The sequence below is a fragment of the Alcanivorax sp. DG881 genome (assembly GCF_000155615.1).
Lineage (GTDB): Bacteria > Pseudomonadota > Gammaproteobacteria > Pseudomonadales > Alcanivoracaceae > Alcanivorax.
This window is the reverse complement of record NZ_DS989915.1, coordinates 49,874-69,792: the sequence shown is the minus strand read 5'-3', so window position 1 is coordinate 69,792 and position 19,919 is coordinate 49,874. Positions and strand designations below refer to the sequence as shown.

Annotated in this window: 22 protein-coding genes; 8 read left to right on the top strand and 14 right to left on the bottom strand. The window is 59.0% G+C overall.

All coding sequences use genetic code 11. The features are described 5' to 3' along the window. Positions 1–249: 249 nt before the first annotated feature. Positions 250–1,419 (bottom strand): sulfotransferase, encoded by a 1,170-nt coding sequence (locus ADG881_RS00305; RefSeq protein ID WP_007148555.1) that lies wholly within the window; start codon positions 1,417–1,419, stop codon positions 250–252. 120 nt (positions 1,420–1,539) lie between these two features. On the opposite strand from ADG881_RS00305, the gene ADG881_RS00300 reads away from it, so the two are divergent. Beyond that, positions 1,540–2,343, top strand: a complete 804-nt coding sequence (locus ADG881_RS00300) for a glycerophosphodiester phosphodiesterase (RefSeq protein WP_007148913.1) — start codon at positions 1,540–1,542, stop codon at positions 2,341–2,343. On the opposite strand, the gene ADG881_RS00295 is transcribed toward ADG881_RS00300, so the two are convergent. Beyond that, on the bottom strand, positions 2,307–3,476 hold the full coding sequence (locus ADG881_RS00295; RefSeq protein WP_007149749.1) for a patatin-like phospholipase family protein: 1,170 nt from the start codon (positions 3,474–3,476) through the stop codon (positions 2,307–2,309). The two genes, ADG881_RS00300 and ADG881_RS00295, sit on opposite strands and share 37 nt — an antisense overlap. Positions 3,477–3,606: 130 nt before the next feature. Between ADG881_RS00295 and ADG881_RS00290 the strand changes: the two genes are divergently transcribed. After that, positions 3,607–4,731 carry a GNAT family N-acetyltransferase/peptidase C39 family protein gene (locus ADG881_RS00290; RefSeq protein WP_007148621.1) on the top strand — a complete coding sequence of 375 codons (1,125 nt, stop codon included), beginning with the start codon at positions 3,607–3,609 and terminating at the stop codon, positions 4,729–4,731. 199 nt (positions 4,732–4,930) lie between these two features. Here the strand turns inward: ADG881_RS00290 and nqrM are convergent, their stop codons facing one another. The 11 genes from nqrM to ADG881_RS00235 form a co-directional block, all read right to left on the bottom strand. Beyond that, a complete protein-coding gene (gene nqrM, locus ADG881_RS00285; RefSeq protein ID WP_007151334.1) occupies positions 4,931–5,167 on the bottom strand; it encodes a (Na+)-NQR maturation NqrM in 237 nt (78 codons plus the stop codon). A gap of 1 nt (position 5,168) precedes the next feature. After that, complete coding sequence (locus ADG881_RS00280) at positions 5,169–6,179, bottom strand: FAD:protein FMN transferase (protein ID WP_007150716.1); 1,011 nt, start codon at positions 6,177–6,179, stop codon at positions 5,169–5,171. A gap of 199 nt (positions 6,180–6,378) precedes the next feature. Further along, positions 6,379–7,608, bottom strand: a complete 1,230-nt coding sequence (gene nqrF / locus ADG881_RS00275; protein ID WP_007150714.1) for an NADH:ubiquinone reductase (Na(+)-transporting) subunit F — start codon at positions 7,606–7,608, stop codon at positions 6,379–6,381. 15 nt (positions 7,609–7,623) lie between these two features. Continuing rightward, entirely contained in the window at positions 7,624–8,244 is a 621-nt protein-coding gene (gene nqrE, locus ADG881_RS00270) for an NADH:ubiquinone reductase (Na(+)-transporting) subunit E (RefSeq protein WP_007150757.1), read from the bottom strand. Positions 8,245–8,256: 12 nt separating this feature from the next. After that, complete coding sequence (locus tag ADG881_RS00265; RefSeq protein ID WP_007148629.1) at positions 8,257–8,922, bottom strand: NADH:ubiquinone reductase (Na(+)-transporting) subunit D; 666 nt, start codon at positions 8,920–8,922, stop codon at positions 8,257–8,259. Beyond that, positions 8,922–9,752 (bottom strand): Na(+)-translocating NADH-quinone reductase subunit C, encoded by an 831-nt coding sequence (locus tag ADG881_RS00260; RefSeq protein ID WP_007149451.1) that lies wholly within the window; start codon positions 9,750–9,752, stop codon positions 8,922–8,924. The genes ADG881_RS00265 and ADG881_RS00260 overlap by 1 nt, the downstream gene beginning before the upstream one ends. Then, positions 9,752–11,011 (bottom strand): NADH:ubiquinone reductase (Na(+)-transporting) subunit B, encoded by a 1,260-nt coding sequence (locus ADG881_RS00255; protein ID WP_007150141.1) that lies wholly within the window; start codon positions 11,009–11,011, stop codon positions 9,752–9,754. Before ADG881_RS00255 ends, ADG881_RS00260 begins: the two co-directional genes overlap by 1 nt. A 2-nt stretch (positions 11,012–11,013) precedes the next feature. After that, positions 11,014–12,360 carry a Na(+)-translocating NADH-quinone reductase subunit A gene (locus ADG881_RS00250; RefSeq protein ID WP_007149803.1) on the bottom strand — a complete coding sequence of 449 codons (1,347 nt, stop codon included), beginning with the start codon at positions 12,358–12,360 and terminating at the stop codon, positions 11,014–11,016. Between the two features lie 267 nt (positions 12,361–12,627). Beyond that, positions 12,628–14,067 carry a glyceraldehyde-3-phosphate dehydrogenase gene (locus ADG881_RS00245; RefSeq protein ID WP_007150258.1) on the bottom strand — a complete coding sequence of 480 codons (1,440 nt, stop codon included), beginning with the start codon at positions 14,065–14,067 and terminating at the stop codon, positions 12,628–12,630. Positions 14,068–14,261: 194 nt separating this feature from the next. Next, on the bottom strand, positions 14,262–14,858 hold the full coding sequence (locus ADG881_RS00240; RefSeq protein ID WP_007151439.1) for a uracil-DNA glycosylase family protein: 597 nt from the start codon (positions 14,856–14,858) through the stop codon (positions 14,262–14,264). After that, complete coding sequence (locus ADG881_RS00235) at positions 14,855–15,733, bottom strand: acyl-CoA thioesterase II (protein ID WP_007149630.1); 879 nt, start codon at positions 15,731–15,733, stop codon at positions 14,855–14,857. The genes ADG881_RS00240 and ADG881_RS00235 overlap by 4 nt, the downstream gene beginning before the upstream one ends. Before the next feature lie 195 nt (positions 15,734–15,928). On the opposite strand from ADG881_RS00235, the gene ADG881_RS17825 reads away from it, so the two are divergent. From ADG881_RS17825 to ADG881_RS00205, 6 genes are read left to right on the top strand one after another with little or no spacing between them, the layout of a single operon-like run. Then, positions 15,929–17,038, top strand: coding sequence for a collagen-like protein (locus tag ADG881_RS17825; RefSeq protein ID WP_007151279.1), 1,110 nt, complete (start codon positions 15,929–15,931; stop codon positions 17,036–17,038). Next, the gene (locus ADG881_RS00225; RefSeq protein ID WP_007150522.1) at positions 17,038–17,811 is read left to right on the top strand and encodes a hypothetical protein; all 774 of its coding nucleotides are present in this window, start codon (positions 17,038–17,040) and stop codon (positions 17,809–17,811) included. Before ADG881_RS17825 ends, ADG881_RS00225 begins: the two co-directional genes overlap by 1 nt. A 7-nt stretch (positions 17,812–17,818) precedes the next feature. Continuing rightward, positions 17,819–18,232, top strand: a complete 414-nt coding sequence (locus ADG881_RS00220) for a phage tail protein (protein WP_007149237.1) — start codon at positions 17,819–17,821, stop codon at positions 18,230–18,232. 13 nt (positions 18,233–18,245) lie between these two features. Beyond that, on the top strand, positions 18,246–18,656 hold the full coding sequence (locus tag ADG881_RS00215; protein WP_007150393.1) for a phage tail protein: 411 nt from the start codon (positions 18,246–18,248) through the stop codon (positions 18,654–18,656). A gap of 8 nt (positions 18,657–18,664) precedes the next feature. Beyond that, on the top strand, positions 18,665–19,081 hold the full coding sequence (locus ADG881_RS00210) for a phage tail protein (RefSeq protein WP_007150579.1): 417 nt from the start codon (positions 18,665–18,667) through the stop codon (positions 19,079–19,081). Then, on the top strand, positions 19,081–19,554 hold the full coding sequence (locus ADG881_RS00205) for a GNAT family N-acetyltransferase (RefSeq protein WP_007150419.1): 474 nt from the start codon (positions 19,081–19,083) through the stop codon (positions 19,552–19,554). Before ADG881_RS00210 ends, ADG881_RS00205 begins: the two co-directional genes overlap by 1 nt. Here ADG881_RS00205 and ADG881_RS00200 read toward each other — a convergent pair. After that, entirely contained in the window at positions 19,529–19,816 is a 288-nt protein-coding gene (locus ADG881_RS00200) for a hypothetical protein (RefSeq protein ID WP_039925815.1), read from the bottom strand. The genes ADG881_RS00205 and ADG881_RS00200 overlap by 26 nt on opposite strands. Positions 19,817–19,919: the final 103 nt, after the last annotated feature.

Genomic DNA, 19,919 nt, shown 5'->3' with positions numbered 1-19,919 from the left:
TGACGGTGTAATTGCGACAAGATGTAACGAAGCCCTAACTCGCTGTAAGAGCGTCGCTGGCCGCGCGATTCCGTGACATCTACAACGACGCTGTAGGAGCGCCGCTTGAGGCGCGAATCTGCTTGCCTCATCAGCTGCGAGTCACGAGAAGCGTGTAACGAAAATCGAAACCCGCGAATGGATTTTTGCTTTTCGAAACTCGCTTCTAGCAACTCGAAACTATTTTGGTTCGCGCCTCAAGCGGCGCTCCTACAGCGGTTTTTCATCAGTGTTGGGGAGCGGGTATCCAAAACGTTCATAGACCCAGCCGAAGACATCAACCAGCTCATGGGGACTGATGCCCAGTTCGTCCGAACTGTAATGATGGCCGCTGCGGTACTGTTTGGCCTTGCGATCCTGCTCCTGCAGACGCTCGCAAAATTGCGTGTCGGGCTGCCAACCAAACCGCTGGTAAAAACCCTGTACGGTCTCGCCAGGAGCAGATGCCAGAGTTTCCATCACCGACAGCGCCTGGCGCTGTTCCGGCATCTGATTTACCACCTCCAGCAGGTGACGATAGTAGTATTCCAGCATTGCCAGAAACCCTTCACGCCAGTAGCCGGTGGTGTCACGGCCATCGAACAGGCGCGCTCCTATAAGGATGGAATTCACCTGCGATGGCACCGCTGCAGAGGGGCTGCGCAGGCAGCCGATAAAACGGGCATCCGGAAAGGCGTCGGCCAGGGTTTCCATCCACGGGGTAAACGATGGGTTCTTCGATAGCAGGTTTTTTTCCGGGCCGTGGAAGTAAAGGTGGCGCTGAATAAAACGACGGTAAGCGCGCATCAATCGCTGCTTTTCTTCCGGGCGGCCATCGCGGTCCAGAAACGTCAGTTGCCACAGGGCAGGAACAGGCACCGCAAGCACCAGCAGAAAGCAGCCCCACACCGGGATCAATCCCAGATAATCCTCTTCCGGATCCAGCAGCCCGGTCTTGTGCACCCCGTCCAGCCCGCCCAACAAACGCCTTTCCGCCCAAAACAAAAGCCGCGCCCCTGGGCGGCCGATCACTTTGTCCAGGTGAGCGACGCCGGTCCAGAAATAGCGCTGAGTAATCGAGGGGGCAAACAGCAGCTCCCATAGGGCCGTGGTGGTAAAGCGTTCATCCATGGCCAGCAGTCGGTGCAGGAAGGTGGTACCGCTGCGGGGCACGCCTACCACAAAAAGCGGCTCACGCACCTGGACGCGACGAAAATCAGGAAACAGCAAATAATCCAGCCCCAGGCCGATGCCATTGACTCCCTGCACCAGCAGGAATACCGGCCAGAACAGCAGCATTACCAACAGCCGCTGCAACGAGAATCCGCGCAGTTGGCCCTGGTAACCGGGGAACCAGCTGGCGGCAAACAGTGCGGTATAACGTTTCAACAGCGTTGGCATGATCAGGCTCGAAGGGAAGAAACGTTGAAACAATAAAACAGTTTCAAGTCACAAAAATGACAACACTGCCTCTTGTGTCCAGGTCACAGCGCTGTCATCTTTCTCGCAAAGAATTGCGCTATGACACTGCCAATGACCGACCTGACGAACCCTTCTGCTTACCCTGCTCTGGTAGGCCACCGTGGCGCCCGCGGCGAAGCGCCAGAAAACACCTTGGCCAGCTTTCAAGTGGCAATAGAAGCCGGTGTGACAGAAATGGAGCTGGACGTGCGGCTATCTTCCGATGGCCAATTGATCGTGCTGCACGACAGCGACGTAACCCGCACCACCGGTGTCCGTGGCAATGTACGCCAGTACACCCGTGCCCAGCTTGGCGTGATGGATGCCCGCCGCAATACCCCCGGCTGGCACAGCCCCACCGGCATTCCCTCACTGCAGGAAGTGGTTGAACTCTGCGGCCCGGATATGCGTTTTCAGTTCGAGGTGAAAGGGGCAGACCGTACCGTCCTCCACCAGCTGGCTCATCACCTCACGCACATGATCCATGATCAGCAGCTGCAATCACGGGTGGTGATCACGTCCAGCCACACCGGCTTTCTACGCATGATCGGCACCATGGCCCCGGATATCGAACGGGGTTACGTGTGCCAGCATCGTTACCTGCAACCCACTCGCCGCGCCAAAGGGCTGGGCTGCAGCTGGGTGATCGCACATTACTCGCTGGTAGGCCCGGCGTTGATGCGCCGGGCCAAACGACGGAGCTTGAAAGTGTCCGTGTGGACGGTGAACGACCTGACCGAAGCCGAACGGCTGGCCAAACTGAAAGTGCACAGCATCATCACTGACTTCCCCACCAGCTTTGTCAGCCACTTCCGCCGCAAACACCGTTACGGCTCTTCGGAAGCCGCCTCCATTAACGGCTGATCGTTAAGAAACGCCATGATCTCTTCTTTACGGGCCATGGCGTCCTTGCGCCCCATCTCGATCAAGGCATTGGTGAAGCCGGGCTCAAACAGCAGATAACTCATGGCACTGGCCCCGGGGGAACGGGTCGCCCCGGAGCTGCGCAGGAAGAATCGCAAGGTGCGGGGCAATTCACGGATATGCTCCGCCGCGATTTCATCAATGGGCCGCGAGGGGTAAATTTTCAGCACATCCACTTCTCGCAGCTTGATACCGTGCTTTCTGCGGGTGCGCTCGCCCAGAGCAGACAGGGTGTGATTGATTCGCTCAAGCCGCTCCACATCCCCTTCCAGCGTATCCACGAATACACTGTTCAAAACATGCCCCAACACCTGTGCCATGGAAGGATAGCCGCTGAGCCGACGCTGATGCCCGGCACTGACGTTGCCGGAGACACCAATCACCAGTAAGCGCGTGGCGCCCAGATGCAGGGCCGGGCTCAACGGTGCCAGCTGACGCAGTGCCCCATCGCCGTAGTAGGCACCATCCACATTGCTGGCGGGGAACAGGATAGGAATCGCCGCGGATCCCAATAAATGCTCCACGCCAATGCGCGAACGCTTGCCCTTGCGGCGCGCCCGGATCCATTCGGGCAGTTCATCTGCGCCCTGAAAAAAGCTCACCGACTCGCCACTGGCATAGGCAGAGGCCGTAATCGCCAATGCCCGCAGGTGCCCCTGATCCAGACTCTCCTGGATACGGCGAAAATTAATCACCAGCGACAGCAACCGCTGCAGTGGCGTGTTATCAAGAAGGGAGCTGCGCTCCGGGGTTTTGCCCGTGGCCACGCCGGAGAAAAACCAGCGCATCACGCCACGCAGGCAGGCGTACAGGTCCGTACGGTAGACCTGCTCAGCGGTAATGTTCGACCAGACCCGTTCCAGCCCTCGCACCGCAGCCCGGTAGTTGCCCGCATTGGCTGACAGCGCCGCCGCATTGATCGCCCCCGCCGAGGTGCCGCAGATAATCGGGAACGGGTTGGGAGCGCCGCGCGGCACCATCTCCGCAATCGCCGCCAGGACACCGACCTGGTAGGCGCCCCGCGCCCCGCCGCCGGACAATATCAATCCTCTCACCGGATCCTGCTTGTGCATCGATACCCTCCCTGTTGGTTGTAGTCAGTATGCCGCGCTGACCGCCACGCCACCACCGCCCGGCGTATGAATAATGCTGGCGGGGCAATACGCACTGCCTTATTCTGAACGCTCTCAAGGACACAGGATTATGTGCGCTTTCTCCCTCCGCCCTGCTCTTCCCGACGATCTGGATGCACTCACTGCGCTGGAACAGCGTTGCTTTTCATCCGATCGACTGTCCCGTCGCAGTTTCCGTAAATGGCTTAAACGTCAGCATACTGGCCTCATCGTTGCGCTGGATGAACAACAGCAACTGGCTGGCTATGCGCTGGTGTTGTTGCAGCCCGGTACGCGTCTTGCCCGGCTTTACTCCATCGCAGTGGATCCTCAACAACGGGGCAAAAAACTCGGCGAGCATTTACTGGAAGCCGCCGAAGACTATGCGCACCAGCAGCGGCGTCTGTTCCTGCGACTGGAAGTGCGCAGGGATAACGCCGCGGCCATCGCGCTGTATGAACGCATGGGCTACCGCCTGTTTGCCCAGACGGCGGACTATTACGAGGATCACGAAGACGCCCTGCGTTACCAAAAGCGGCTGCACTATCAGCCCGGCAACCCGCCCGCCAATCAACGCGGCAACCCTGCTCCTCAACATTTGCCCTGGGTCCAGCAGACCACCCCGTTCACCTGTGGCCCCGCCTGCCTGCTGATGGCCCTGGCCGCGCTGAAACAGCAAACGCCCACGACCACAGAGGAACTGTTGCTGTGGCGCGAAGCCACCACCATTTTCATGACCGCAGGCCATGGCGGCTGCCATCCGCTGGGGCTGGCGCTGGCCGCCCGGCAACGAGGCCTCAACGCCCGCGTCTGGTGTAACCAGACCGGACCCCTGTTTGTGGATTCAGTGCGTGATAGCGATAAAAAAACGGTAATTACCACTGTGCACGATCACTTTGTCAGCGAATGCGCGCGGCAAGGAATCCCTGTCCACTACGAAGATTTTGGCGCCAATGAGGTGGACAAGGCCATTATCGCCGGCAGCATCGTACTGGTGCTGATCAGCACCTGGCGGCTGGATGGCCGCAAGGCTCCACACTGGGTCGCCATCAGCGGCAGCGACGAAGAATGCTTCTACATTCATGACCCGGACCCCGGTGAAGACCAGGTACCTATGGACTGCCAGCATGTGCCCATCACACGGGAAAAATTTGATCAGATGCGACAATACGGGCAGGCAAAGCTGCGCACGGCGGTGATATTGAGCCGCCCGTGAGTAACGCCTTGCTGAGCGTCGCCATAAAACCGTTTCGAGAAGCGAGTTTCGAGTCGCGAAAACCCGACACTTCCGCTCTTTGAGATTTTGCTTTTCGAAACTCGCGACTGCTGTTATCCCGCCGCCAGCGACGCTCCAACGGGTCGTTCAGGCACAAAAAAGCCCACACGGGGCGGGCTTCTTGTGGCCGGGCGCGGGCTTACATCTTCATCACGTCTTTACCCAGGGTGGCCGCTTTTTCGCTGTTCACCTTGCGGGCATTTTCTTCACATTCGTCGTCGTTACCGCCGCAGATTTCACAGTCCTGTTTCATGCCCAGTGAGGCCAGGCCACCACAGGAGCCTTTGACCGGCTTGTTGGAAAGGATCACGCCCACAGCCATGCCGGCGAAAAGCAGGCCAATGAAAACTACTGCTGCCACAATGGTCATGAACATGTTACTTACCCTCCACAATTGCATCGAAGGCGGGAGTTGATAACTCTTCCACGCCCTTATTGGTTCTGACAATAAAAAAGACTGCCAGTTCATGGTCTTTGGCGAAAGCCATTCCTTCATCCGGGCCCAGCACCGTCATGGCGGTGGCCAGACCGTCAGCCATCATGGCACTTTTGTGCAAAACGGACACCGAGGCTAACTGATGCTCCACCGGGTAACCGGTACGGGGATCAATCGTATGGGAATACAAGCGGCCGTCCGACTCAAAGAAGTTCCGGTAATCGCCACTGGTGGCCACGGCCATATTCTTCAGGTCTACCACCTGCTCCACTTCGCGAACACCCGCAATCGGGCGTTCTACGGCAACCCGCCAGGGCTGTTTATAGGGCTTGCTGCCCTTGCCCAGCAGTTCTCCGCCGACCTCTACCAGGTAGTTATTCACACCATGGCTATCCAGTAAGGCCGCCACCTTGTCCACTGCAAAGCCTTTCGCAATGGATGACAGATCCACATAGACGCCGCCGGGCTGCAGCAGTTGCTGCTCGCTGAGCAGCAGTTTCTGCCAGCCAACCCGTTCCTTCGCTGTCTCGACTTCGCTGGCCTCTGGCGGCTCAAACCGGTCCGGGTCCGGCCCGAAGCCCCACAGGTTAACCAGCGGCCCCACCGTCACGTCATAGGCACCACCGGTTTGTTCCGACAGAGAGAACGCGGCCAGCAGCACCTTTACGGTATCCGCGGGAAGGTTCATCAGGGTCCCCGGCTCGGCGTCGTTGAAGCGGCTCAGGGAGGAATCCGGGCGGTAGGTGCTCATCTCCGCGTTCACCTGCTCCAGCGCCGCTTCGATATCCCCCTTCAACGCTTCCACGCCTTCGTCCGGGGTACCGGTGTATTTGACGCTCCAGGTCGTCCCCATGGTGGGGCCACTGAGTACAGACAGGCGATTCTTGCTGTCATCACAGCCCGTCAGCAGCAGCGCCAGGGAGACAATCAGCAGAGGAAGAATGCGGGGCATTGTCATGTTCCGGTGGTTAGCAGGAGCGAGCTCAAAGGTTAAAGTTCAAACGCGCGTTGCCCAGGCACCACGCTGACACGGCTATAGCCGCGACGAGCAATTTCGCAGGGAAATGCACAAGATCACCGCTTACCTTTTCAACTTTAAACTTTGAACTTTCAACTTAAAGAAACGCCGGCCCGAAGGCCGGCGTCTGGAATTATCCGCCGAAGTCATCCAGCAGGATATTTTCCGGTTCCACACCAAGATCTTCGAGCATCTTGATTACCGAGGCGTTCATCATCGGCGGACCACACATGTAGTACTCGCAGTCCTCAGGGGCCGGATGGTCCTTCAGGTACTGTTCGAACAACACGTTATGGATAAAGCCGGTAAGGCCGTCCCAGTTGTCTTCGGGCTGCGGATCCGACAGGGCCAGATGCCACTCGAAGTTATCGTTCTCGTCCGCGAGCAGATCGTACTCTTCATTGTAGAAGCACTCACGCACACTCCGCGCACCGTACCAGAAGCTGATCTTGCGCTTGGAATCCAACCGTTTGAGCTGATCAAAGATATGGCTACGCATGGGCGCCATACCCGCGCCACCACCGATGAAGACCATTTCCGCATCGGTTTTCTTGGCGAAAAACTCACCGAAGGGTCCGAATACGGTGATCTTGTCACCCGGTTTCAGGTTGAAGACGTAGGAGCTCATGATCCCTGGCTGAATATCCTTGGACCCGGGAGGCGGCGTCGCGATACGGATATTGAACTTCAGGATGCCCTTCTCTTCCGGGTAGTTGGCCATGGAATAGGCGCGAATCACTTCTTCGTTGTTCTTGGTGTTCAAGTCGAAGAATTTGAAACGTTCCCAGTCACCGCGGTATTCCTCGTCGATGTCAAAGTCGGAAAACTTCACATCAAACGGCGGCGCTTCCAGCTGCACATAACCACCCGCGCGGAAATCCACGTTTTCGCCTTCCGGCAATTTCAGCGTCAGCTCTTTAATGAAAGTGGCAACGTTATTATTGGCAATAACCTCGCACTCCCACTTCTTCACGCCGAAGAATTCTTCCGGCACCTGGATCTTCATGTCCTGCTTCACGTTGACCTGACAACTCAGGCGCCAGCCATCGCGAATCTGCCCTTTGGTGAAGTGGCCTTCTTCGGTGGGAAGAATGTCTCCCCCACCGTCGAGTACCTGGCAGCGACACTGCGCACAGGTACCGCCGCCACCACAGGCTGAAGACAGGAAAATCCCCTGGTCTGCCAGGGTGCCCAACAGCTTGCCGCCGGCGGGCGCATCAATGCCTTTTTCGGCATCGTCGTTAATATCGATGTGTACGTTACCGGTTGCCACCAGACGGGAACGGGCAGCAAGAATCACCGCCACCAGCGCCAGCACAATGGCAGTGAACATGACGACACCGAGAATAATCTCAACACTCATGATTCAACTCTCCCCTTACAGCTGCACGCCGGAAAATGACATGAAGCCCAGTGACATCAGACCCACGGTAATGAAAGTGATGCCCAGACCTTTCAGACCATCCGGTACGTCGCTGTACTTGAGCTTTTCCCGGATACCCGCCAGCAATGTAATCGCCAGCGCCCACCCGGTGCCGGCACCCACGCCGTATACCATGGACTCACCCAGGGTGTAGTCACGCTCCACCATGAACAGGGAAGCACCCAGAATGGCGCAGTTCACGGTAATCAGCGGCAGGAAGATACCCAGCGCGTTGTAGAGGCTCGGCACATACTTGTCCAGGGTCATCTCCAGAATCTGCACCAGCGCGGCGATAACGCCAATGTAGCTGAGCAGCCCCAGGAAACGCAGATCCAGCTCGGCCAGCGCCGGTACACCGGTCCAGGCCAGCGCCCCTTCATCAAGCAGGTAGGTTAGCAGCAGGTTGTTCACCGGCACGGTGATGGTCAGTACCACCACCACGGCAATCCCCAGGCCAATAGCAGTCGAGATCTTCTTGGATACGGCAATAAACGTACACATGCCCAGGAAGAAGGCCAGCGCCATGTTTTCAACAAAGACGGCGCGGACGAACAGGCTCAGATAATGTTCAAACATTCCTCGTCTCCGTTAAAACGCGTCGCTGACACGGGTGTGTGGCTTCATCTTGAAGTCGTCCGGCTCTACCTGCTCCGGCTTCCACGCGCGGATGGCCCAGATGAACAACCCGATCAGGAAGAAAGCGCTCGGCGGCAGCAGCATCATGCCGTTGGTCATATACCAGCCACCCTCGGACACCTTGGGCAGAATTTGATGACCGAACAGGCTACCGGCACCCAGCAACTCACGGGTAAAACCGAGGCCCAACAGGATCGCGGAGTAGCCCAGGCCATTGCCCACACCATCCAGGAAAGACGGAATCGGCGGATTCTTCATGGCGAAGGCTTCCGCACGGCCCATCACGATACAGTTGGTAATGATCAACCCCACGAACACCGACAGCTGTTTGGAAATGCTGTAGGCGTAGGCTTTCAGGAACTGATCCACCACGATTACCAGCGACGCAATAATGGTCATCTGCACGATGATCCGGATGCTGGAAGGAATGCTGTTGCGAATCGAGCTTACGAAGAAGTTCGAGAACGCGGTTACTGCGGTCAATGCGATACACATGGTGACCGTAGTACTCAGGTTGCTGGTTACCGCCAGCGCGGAACAGATACCCAAGATCTGTAGCGCGATGGGGTTGTTGTCGAAAATCGGACCTAACAGAATGTCCTTGGTTTTCTCCGCCATTACGCGTCTCCTTCCGGCTGCTCGCTGGATTCAACGGCATCCGTGGCTTCTGCCACATCACCGCCACCTTGCCGCATGCGCTTCAGGTAGGGGCCAAAGCCGTTCTCGCCGACCCAGAAGCGAAGCAGGTTGCTGACACCTTTGCTGGTCAGGGTAGCGCCGGCCAGGCCGTCCACCTTGTGTTCAGCATTCGGGGTGTTGCTTTCCACCGTACCCTTGATGACCTGGATTTCCACCTCGCCCTGATCACCGTACAGCTTCTTGCCTTCCCAAAGGGCCTTCCATTTGGGGTTATCCACTTCACCGCCCAGGCCCGGGGTTTCGCCATGCTCATAGAAACCCAGACCGGCCACGGTGTTGGCGTCCGGCTCCAGCGCCAGGAAACCGTAAAGCGTGGACCACAGGCCATAGCCGTGAACCGGCAGGATGATACGGCTCAGTTCGCCATTATCACCACGGGCCAGGTATACCTCGGCCACCTCCGCCTGGTTCTTGATACCGGCGATGTCCACGTCGCCACTAAGGCGCTCGGACTGGGCCGGGTCCTTGGCGGCGGTACGCTGATCGTAGCTTTCCGGCATTTCGACATAGTCACCGCTGTCGATGTCGACAAACTTGCGCTCGATGGACTTGAACTGCTCGTTCACGTCCTGGCTAGCGTCGTACATGCCAGCGGCAAGCAGGATGTTCATGCGCTTGTCGATCAGCTTGTTTTCGTTCTGCACCGGGCGCAGGCTCACGGCGGCGGTAGCAACCACCACACCGCAGACCACACACACCAGGAAGGCAACCAGCAGGGTCTTGCCGACGCTTTCATTTTTTCCAGCCATTACACTTCTCCCCCGGTACGACGCAGACGACGGCGAATGTTTGACTGAGTGACAAAGTAGTCAATCAGCGGCGCACACAGGTTACCGAACAGGATTGCCAGCATGATGCCTTCCGGGAAGGCCGGGTTGATTACCCGGATCAAGACGGTCATCACACCAATCAGGGCACCGAAGATGTATTTACCGGTGTTGGTCATGGACGCAGACACCGGATCGGTGGCCATGAAGATCATGCCGAAGGCGAAACCGCCCACGCTCAGGTGCCAGTACCACGGCATGCCGAACATGGCATTGGTCTCGGACCCAATCACGTTGAACAGCGCAGACATGCCCACCATGCCCAGGAACACGCCCAGCACAATGCGCCAGGAAGCGATCTTGGTCATCAACAGGGCCGCGCCACCGATCAGGATAGCCAGAGTGGACGTCTCACCGATGCTGCCCTGAATATTACCCAGGAAGGTATTCATCCAGCTCAGGCTGGCGGTGGCCGCCGCTGCGCCTTCAGTCAGGGCGTTACCGGTCAGGCCAGCCGCGTAGTTCAGGCTGCCAGAGGCGGCCAGAGACAGGGAGGTAGCGCCGGAGAAGTTGTCCACGGCGGTCCAGACTGCATCACCGGACATCTGCGCCGGGTAGGCAAAGTACAGGAACGCACGGCCAACCAGTGCCGGGTTGAGGAAGTTCTTGCCGGTTCCCCCGAACACTTCCTTGCCGATAACGACACCAAAGGAAATCCCCAAAAAGACCTGCCACAGCGGAATGGACGGCGGCAGAATCAGGGTAAACAGAATACCGGTCACGAAGAAGCCTTCGTTCACCTCATGGCCGCGCTTCCACGCGAACAGGCCTTCCCAGATGAAACCACCCAGGTAGACGGTAATCAGAATGGGAATGTAGTAGACCGCACCATGCAGCACGTTGGCCCAGATACTGGCCGGATCAAACCCGGTCAGCGCCGCCACCAGGTCACTGCGCCAGCCGGCCAGCGGACTGGCACCGAGCTCGGCAATCTGCATGTTGGCTTGATAACCGGTGTTCCACAGACCGAACAGGATCGCCGGGAAGGTGCAGAACCACACCGTCATCATGATCCGCTTCAGATCGAGACCATCACGCACGTGGGCCGCGGAACGGGTTACCGAATCCGGGGTGTAGAGCATGGTGTCGAACATTTCGTAGAAGGTGTAATACTTCTCGAATTTGCCACCCTCGTGGAAATGGGGGGACACTTTGTCATCCAGAAACTTTCTCATACCCATGCTCAGCCCTCCGCCTCAATCGTGGTCAGGTTGTCGCGCAGAATCGGACCGTATTCATACTTGCCCGGGCACACGAAGGTGCACAGGGACAGGTCTTCTTCCAGCAACTCCAGGGCACCGAGGGCCGTGGCGCTGTCGGTATCACCAACGATCAATGCGCGCAGCAGCTGCGTCGGCAGAATGTCCAGCGGCATCACTTCTTCATAGGCCCCCACCGGCACCATGGCACGCTCGGAGCCGTTGGTGGTGGTGGTGAAGTTGAAGCGCTTGCCCGGCATCAGCTTGGACAGGTAGATGTTCATCACCGAAAAACGGTTGGTGCCGGGTGAGATGTAACCCAGCAGCTCACGTTCATGGCCTTCACGCAGGGCCGTCAGCTGGCTGGTGGTACGGCTCAACCAGGCCACCGGGCCACGGGCGTTGTGACCGTTCAGCACAGAGCCGGAGATCAGGCGGTTATCGCCACTTTTCAGCTCGCCCTGAACGAAATCGTCCACGCTGGCGCCAACACGAGTGCGCAGAGCACGCGGTGTTTTTGCCTGCGGGCCGGTCAGCGCAACCACACGGGCGGAGCTGATCTTGCCGTCAGTGAACAGGTTGCCAATGGCAATCACGTCCTGATATCCCACGGACCAGACGGTTTTGTGCAGGCCCACCGGATCCAGGTGGTGAATGTGGGTGCCCACATTGCCAGCCGGATGCTTGCCCGCAAACGCCTCTTCACGCACCTGGCCACCGGCAAAGCTCGGCAAGTCCGTGTTCGGACCACGACACACCCATACCGGGCCGTCCGTCAGGCGGCTCAGCACCACCAGACCATTGCGGAAGGCCTGCTCGTTTTCCTTGATCACCACCGCCGGGTCCAGCGCCAGGGGGTTGGTGTCGAGAATGGAAACGAAAAGGGAATTGGGAGTACTGCCGGGTGCCGGCACCTTGCCGAACGGGCGGGTACGCAGCAGGGTCCACTCACCGGAATCCACCAGCTGTTGCTGTACCGCTTCGCGGTCCAGGGAAGCCAGCTGATCGGCATTGTGAGAGGCAAAGGTGACTTCATCTTCCTGGTCTGCCACTTCAATCACCACGGATTGAAGCACGCGCTTGTGACCACGATTGATCGCAATCACCTTACCGGCAGCAGGAGCGGTGTATTTCACACCCTCGGTTTTCTTGTCCGTGAAGATCAGCTGGCCTTTCTTGACCACGTCTCCCTCGCGGACTTCCATAGTGGGTTTCATCCCCACATAGTCACCGCCGAGCACGGCAACAGAACGAACCTGATGACCTTCCTCAATCGTCTGGCGCGGTGCACCAGCGATGGGCAGATCAAGGCCCTTCCTGATTTTAATCATAGTTTCTCGCCCACGTTGCGTGTTGCTGAAGTCGAGGCACACCCCCAGATCGCCCTGAAAAGCAGGGAATTACCGGGGATGTTCGCAAATTCCGGAATATGCAATGGATGCCGACAAAAACCCGGCGGGCACATTATAAAGTCGTACCTGCCTGTTCGCCAGCACCGTCAGACCCGCCTTTTGTCGCATGGAACCATCTTGGTGCGACAAAAAAACGGGAAATGCACCGAAAAAAAGCCCGCAGGGCGGGCTTCTTCATTCCGGGGTTCAGTCCTTTGGATACGCCGGGAATTCCACCCCGGAGATCTGCTGCAGGATGCGAAGCACCTGGCAGCTGTAGCCGAACTCGTTGTCATACCACACATACAGCACGCAGTGGCGGCCATTCACGATGGTCGCTTCCGCGTCAATCACGGAGGCGTGACGAGAGCCGACGAAATCCGTAGACACCGCATCCGGGCTGCTTACGAAATCCACCTGGCGCTGCAACGGAGAATGCAGGCTCACCCAACGCAGGTAATCGTTGAGCTCTTCCAGAGTGGTTTCCTTGCCCAGAGTCAGGTTCAGGATCGCCATGGACACGTTCGGGGTTGGAACGCGGATGGAGTTACCGGTCAGCTTGCCGTCCAGATTCGGCAATACCTTGGTGGCAGCAGTGGCCGCACCGGTTTCGGTTAGCACCATGTTCAGGGGTGCAGAACGACCACGACGGGGACCTTTGTGGAAGTTATCCAGCAGGTTCTGGTCGTTGGTGTAGGAGTGCACGGTTTCCACGTGGCCAAACTCGATGCCGAACTTGTCTTCCAGCGCTTTCAGCGGCGGAACGATGGCATTGGTGGTACAGCTGGCAGCAGAAATGATCTTGTCGCTGTCCTGGATCAGATCATTGTTCACGCCGTGAACGATGTTCTTCATGTTGCCCTTGCCCGGCGCAGTCAGCATCACACGGGAGACGCCGTTGCACTGCAGGTGCTGGGACAGGCCTTCTTCATCGCGCCACTTGCCGGTGTTGTCGATTACCACGGCATTGCTGATGCCGTAATCGGTGTAATCGATGGACGACGGGTCGCTGGAGTAGATCACCTTGATGAAGTTGCCATTGGCGATGATCGCATTCTCTTCTTCGTCCACGGCAATGGTGCCGGCGAACGGGCCGTGAACGGAGTCACGACGCAGCAGGCTGGCGCGCTTCTGCAGGTCACCCTTGCCAGACTCGCGCACCACAATAGCCTTCAGGCGCAGGCCATCGCCGGAACCGGCTTTTTCGATCAGCAGGCGGGCCAGAATACGGCCGATACGACCGAAGCCGTACAGCACCACATCGGTACGCTCAGGCATGCCAACCTTGCTGCTCACCGCTTCTGCCAGCTCTTCGCGCACGTAGTCTTCAATAGACAGGCCGCGATTGTCCTTTTTGTACTCCACCGCCAGTTTACCGACATCAATCCGGCAAGGGCCGAGATCCGACTTCGCCACTTCCTGAAGAATCGGGAAGGTATCGACCACAGACAGCTCGGAATCTTCGACCTGCTTGACGAAACGGTGGCTCTTCAGAATCTGGATAACAGACTTGTTGACCAGGGAACGGCTGTACACGGTCGTGGTAACGTTCTTTTCACGATGCAGGCGGCCGATCATGGGGATCATGGCTTCTGCAATTTCTTCGCGATTTTTCCAGCGTCCGAAATGGTCTTCCAGTTTGCTCACGGAGATGGCCCTCTCAGTTTGGGTTCAGGCGGCGGAAAGCGGCGTCATTGCCCTGCTTCCCGGCCCACCTGCGGTGGTGGAGTTCGGGGCGCGCATAATAGCGCCAAAAAGCCGCATTATCCACCCGGGTTACGGGGATATTGCGCGCCATGATTCGGCCCTGGCCGAAACAAACCGCCAGCTCATCAGCCTTATCATCCCGCAGGCGGTGCCTGCAAAGCGGTGGCAACCTGTTCGCGCAGCACCGGCACCACTTCCTCATCAAACCAGGGCCGCTGGCGCAGCCACAGGCGATTGCGGGGGCTGGGATGGGGCAACGGGAAAAACCCCGCCTCCAGCGCCCGGGCAAAATGCCGCACATTGTCGGTGAGCGTTTTACCCGGCTGCGGCAGGTAGTACCGCTGGGCGTACTGCCCCACCAGCAACGTCAGACGCCGGTTCGGCAGCTCCGCCAGCAGCGGCCCATGCCATTGCGGCGCGCATTCCGGGCGCGGCGGCAGATCGCCGCCTTTCCCGCGCCCCGGGTAACACAGCCCCATGGGCACAATCGCCACCTGGTCCGCGTCGTAGAACGTTTCAGGGCCGATCTGCAGCCAGTCGCGCAACCGTTCACCGGACGGATCATTCCAGGGGATACCGGTTTCATGAACACGCGTCCCCGGCGCCTGCCCCACGATCAACAGCCGGGCGCCCTCCCCGGCCTGCACCACTGGCCGCGGCCCCAGAGGCAGGTGCGGCTCACACAGCCGGCAAGCGCGCACCTCTTCCAGCAGGTCGATCAGCTGTGTCATTCCGCCGGGCTGTCAGAGGGGTGCAAACGCATCAGCCCTTCCTGGGCCACCGACGCCACCAGCGTGCCGTCCTGACGGTAGATGGAACCGAAATTCAGGCCACGGGAGCCGCCTGCGAAAGGACTATCACTGCGATACAGCAGCCATTCATCAATGCGAAAGTCATCATGGAACCACATGGCATGGTCGATACTGGCGCACTGCACATTCGGCTGCCAGAAATTCATCCCGTGGGGCAGCATGGCGGTGCCCATCAGGCCGAAGTCCGAACAGTAGGCCAGTAGTGCCCGCTGGGTCATGGAGTCGGCCTCGACCCGATCCACCACCCGGAACCAGACTTCGCGGATCGGCGGCTTGGGCTCAGAGGAGATGGAATCCTGCGGCGTTACCGGGCGGAATTCCACCGGACGTTCGGTCAGAAAATCCTGCCGGTACTGCTCAGGCAAACGATCCACCAGCTTCCTGCGAATCGCCTCATCGTTTTCCAGCCCCTCCGGGCCCGGCACGTCCGGCATCGGCGCCTGGTGGCAAACGCCTTCCTCGGCCACCTGGTAGGACACCGCCAGAGAAAAAATCGGCCGGCCATGCTGGATCGCGTTCACCCGGCGTGTGGTGAAACTCTTGCCGTCACGGATACGGTCCACGTCATAGACAATCGGTATATTGAAGTCTCCCGGACGCAGAAAATAAGCATGCAGCGAATGCACAGGGCGACTTTCATCCACCGTCCGCGATGCCGCCAGCAGCGCCTGCCCGGCCACCAGCCCCCCAAACACGCTGCGCTGGCCATTGGCCTCGCTCTGCCCGCGAAACAAATTGTTCTCCAACTGTTCCAGGTCAAACAGACCCATCAGCTCCTGAACCGGTGCTTTCATAGCCAATCCTCAGCGCAATAAAACCCATGGTCGCCATACTACCTGCAACGAAAAAGAATTTTGAGATTGACGACATACTGGAAAGTAGGCAGGCGCAATAGCGGATACAGCTTGTTTGTTTAACAAAGAAATGCCTAATATGTCTTCAACGACTAAAGAAGGCCCGACCTTCTGCATCTCCTGGGGGACAATCTGATGCTTCAATCACTTCGCTATTGCCTGGCGGCAATAGGGGTTTTCTGCGCGCTTGCCACAACGTCTGCCCACGCAGACGTACCTTCCCGCCTGGTAGTTCAGGGATATCTCACCGACCTTAGTAGCCAGCGCCCTTTGCACGGCACCTTTGATGTGGTGGTCACCCTTTACGATATGTCCGGGCGAACCACGGAATATCAAACCGCTGGCGGCACAGCCACCGATCCCCAGGGACTCGGCGCGGTACTGTGGACTGAAACCCAGGTAATCACCGCCGAAGACGGCCGCTATAGCGTGGTTCTCGGCGCCGAACCACACAATTCCTTGCCCGACGATCTGCTCGGCAGCGATCAGGTAGAACTGGGTCTGGCCATCGATGGCGACAGCGAAATGACGCCACGCCTTGCGGTCACCACCGGTAGTGTCCCCTACGCCTTGCAGGCGCGTGAAGCCGAACAAGTTAATGGCGACATCACCCCACGCACAATCAGCATCGCCGATGACCTTGTCATTAATGAATTCGGCGAGTGGGTTGGACCGGATAGCGGATTGATTGGCCCCAAGGGTGATACCGGTGACGCGGGGCCTGCTGGCGCAGACGGTGTTGATGGCGCAACTGGCCCCAAAGGGGATACCGGCGCCCAGGGGCCTGCGGGCCCCGTCGGTGCCACTGGCGCAGTTGGACCGCAAGGACCTGCCGGCCCGCAAGGTCCCACCGGTGCTGATGGCGCCACCGGACCCAAAGGGGATACCGGCGCCCAAGGGCCTGCGGGTCCTATCGGCGACACTGGCCCTCAAGGCCCCCAAGGCCCCATGGGCACTCCGGGTATGATGGGCCCCCCTGGCCCAATGGGCCCCACCGGCATGACCGGCCCCGCCGGCACCTTTAGCACCAGCAATGTTGCTCAAAAGGCCTGTACCAGTGCGACAAGCTGTCAATGTGACAGTGGCGTGGTACTCGCCGGCGGCGTTCAGTGCGCCAGCAATAGCTACATTACTAACAGCTACCCCAGTGCCGCCGGCGTCTGGAGCGGCAGCTGTGAAACCTGGCAGACAGGCGCAGCCGCTACGCCCAGCGCCATCACCATTACTTGCGCGGTAGCCAACTAATGGCTATCACGCGACGGCAGTTTATCGCGGCAGGGGGCGCGGCCGGCGTGCTGTTAAGCACCCCTCTGCTTGCTGGAGCCACTGCCACCCGCGTAGAACTGGTCAATGGCGCCCGCGCCATTGCCCTGGGCGACAACCAGCGATTGCAGGTCAGCGATCATGGTCGACAGGCCCTGTGGCAACGCAATGGCAGCATTAAGAGCCTCACTACCGGCGCAGCCTACGAAACCCGTATCGTGGCCGCCGCACTGGATGGCGACAACGTTGTCCTGCTGGATCGCGGCCAGCGCCAGCTCCGCTGGTTCCGGCCCGACGGTTCACAGGCGCGCCAAATCAACCTGACCGAGCTGCAGGAGCCTGCTGACTTTGTCCTTCATGGCGCACACGCGCTGATTGCAGACGTACACGGCCACCGCCTGATGCGCTTGAATCTGCGCACGGGGGCGAGCCAGTGGGTGGAAAGCGACCGCCCGCTGAATGGCCCTGCCTCGCTGGCCAAGACCGGGGATCGCATCAGCCTGCTCACTCTCGGTGACCGGCGGCTGCATCACTTCACCCTGACCGGCCATAGCCTGGGAAGTGAAGTGAGCGCCATGAACATGCCCAGCGGGCTGACCGCCGTCAACGACCAGCTACTGGTCCTGGACCGGTGCCAGAAACAACTTTGCTGGGCGGATCGTTCCACCCCGCTACTGGCACTCCCCCAAACCGGCGCTCAGCAGCTGGCTCACTTGAGCTGGCAACCGGGCAGTAACCTGCTGATCAGCGTATGAGGTCACTATGAGCGAACCCTTTATCGCCGAAATCCGCATCTTTGCGGGTAACTTTGCCCCACGCGGCTGGGCTTTTTGTAATGGGCAACTGCTGCCGGTCAACCAGAATACCGCGTTGTTCAGCCTGATTGGCACGACTTACGGAGGAGACGGCCGCTCGACAACCGCCCTGCCCAACCTGCAAGGCCGAGCACCCGCACATCCCGGCAGAGGCCCCGGGCTGCCAAGCTATCGCCTTGGTCAGTTGGCCGCAAACAACCCGGTAGAAGTGGTACAGAGCGTCACGCCTGACCGTAACCTGGGCAATAGTCAGACCACCCGCACCGTGGCCGCCAAAATACCTGCGGGCGATCAGCGCCACCCTTATCTGGGGCTGAATTTCATTATTGCCCTGCAAGGGCTCTATCCATCCAGAGGCTAGGAGTCATTTACTGATGAGCGAACCCTTTCTCGCTGAAATCCGCATTTACGGCTTCAACTTTGCCCCCAGAGGCTGGGCACTTTGCGATGGCCAGATTCTGCCCATCAACCAGAATCAATCCCTTTATTCTCTGCTGGGCACAACCTATGGCGGCGACGGCAGAACCAGTTTTGCGCTTCCGGACCTGCGTGGCCGCACGCCCATGCATCCTGAAACGGGCAACATCAATCAGGGCTTTAAAGGGGGAACTACGAACACAAGCGGCCCTGCCGACGACGGAGAAACCCTGGACAGCCTGACCCTGGACCGCAATCTGGGCAGCACACTGAACACCACCTCCGTTGCCACCCAAGGTGCGCAGATGGATTCCATCGCGCTAAACTTTGCCATCGCCCTGCAAGGGCTTTTCCCCGGCAGAAGCTAGAGGCCCCTATGTCTGAACCCTTTATCGGCGAAATTCGTATGTTTGCCGGCACTTTTGCTCCGCGAAGCTGGGCATTCTGTGACGGCCAGCTATTAGCCGTGTCACAGAACGATGCGCTGTTTTCCCTGTTTGGCACCATCTATGGCGGTGATGGCAGAACCACCTTCGGTTTACCGGATTGTCGCGGACGCTCCCCGGTACACGCAGGCACGGGCCCGGGGCTTCCTCAGGTTCGCCTGGGCGCCAAAAGTGGCAGCAATGCCAGTGGTACAGTTGCAGCCACCACCAGCGTCAGCATTGATCGCGGCCTGGGAAAAACGCAACAGACCTGGGAGGCACTTCCTGTTAACGCAGAGTCGCTAACCCCACAATTGTTTGTGCATTTCATTGTGGCCCTGTTCGGCATTTACCCTTCCCGCTCGTAATGCACAGCTACCGTTTACGCCCGGCCAGTGACAGCGATACCCCGGTGTTACTGGCCATCTACACCAGCACCCGCCAGGAAGAAGTGGCGCAGACCGGCTGGCCCCAGGCGCAGCAGGATGCCTTTCTGGCCCTGCAGGCCAAGGCGCAGCACGAACATTATCTTCAGCATTACCCGGAAGCGGAACGGCACCTGATCGAATTAAACGGGGAGACCGCCGGGCGGCTGTATGTCTCGGACTGGGCACAGGAAATTCGCATTGTGGACATCGCCCTGCTGCCCGCCTTTCGCGGTACAGGGCTGGGGTCACAGATTCTCTCCACCTTGCAATCACGGGCTCGCCAGTCCGGCAAGCCCCTGACTATTCACGTGGAAACCAACAACCCGGCGCGGCGACTCTATCTTCGGCTGGGCTTTGAGGAGCAGGAAGACAAAGGCGTCTACCTGCTTATGCGCTGGCAAGCTGGCGATTGAACACCGCCTCGAAATGGTAGGTGCCATCGCTGGCGCCCAGCGGCCCCACCGGCACCAGAAACACGGACGCCTCACCCAGCGTCTCGTTGCGCATAACGACCGCGCCTTGCTCCAGTTGTAACTGGCCCGCGAACAGCAGTGAAAAGCACTCCCAGCCCTCGGGAGACACCGGCACATTCACTTCTGCCAGCGTCAAACTATCGCCATTTTCCAGCGCGAACGCCTGCCCTTCACAATCTTTCCATTGTTGTAATGTGATCATGCCACCTCCCCAAATGATGCCCGCAGTGTAGACGGCGCTGACGGCACCGTCACCCTTGGCTACAATACGCCGCCTGATATCTCACCGAATGCGCAGGAACGGG